The sequence below is a fragment of the Caulobacter sp. genome, from assembly GCF_017744445.1.
Classification (GTDB): Bacteria; Pseudomonadota; Alphaproteobacteria; order Caulobacterales; family Caulobacteraceae; genus Caulobacter.
In genome coordinates this window covers 1-501 of sequence record NZ_JAGIBH010000168.1, presented here as the reverse complement: position 1 = coordinate 501, position 501 = coordinate 1, and the positions used below count along the sequence as shown (strand labels likewise).

Genomic DNA, 501 nt, shown 5'->3' with positions numbered 1-501 from the left:
TGCGCCTGCGACAGGTCGGGGAGCGGTCCCGAGCGTGGGTCGGCGCGGCGCACGTAGAGTTCGTCGGCGGTGGCGACGTCGCCGCTGAACGACCAGTACTGCGCTCCGGTGGCGGTCGTCGCCGGGTTGGCCGCCATCACCTGCTCGAGCAGCACCAACGCTGGCATCAGCTTGTCCTCGAGCGCCAGCGACTGGACATCGTTGAGGCTCGGCGCGGGCGCGGTCTGCGCCTGCGCCTGCGCCTGCGCCTGCGCCTGCGCGCCCATCGCGCAGGCCACGAGCGCCACGATCGGAACCAGCCCCCGCCTCATGCGAGCCATGATGCACTACGCCGTATCGAGCGCAACTCAGTATTTCGGGCTCGAGGGCTGAAACGCATCAGCGAACCACAGGCAAGGTGGGCCACAGGCACTCATTCAAAGGAATTCGACCTGACGCCGATATTGAGCCCGGCGAACGCATTTTTCCGGAACTACCATCAATTTGGATGCTCAACAGGGT

General features: G+C 66.1%; 1 protein-coding gene. It reads right to left on the bottom strand.

Going from position 1 to position 501, the window contains the following annotated elements; genetic code table 11:
* The coding region (locus J7528_RS24245; RefSeq protein WP_291879961.1) for a hypothetical protein at window positions 1–287 on the bottom strand (287 nt) is incomplete at its 3' end.
* Between the last annotated feature and the right edge of the window lie 214 nt (window positions 288–501).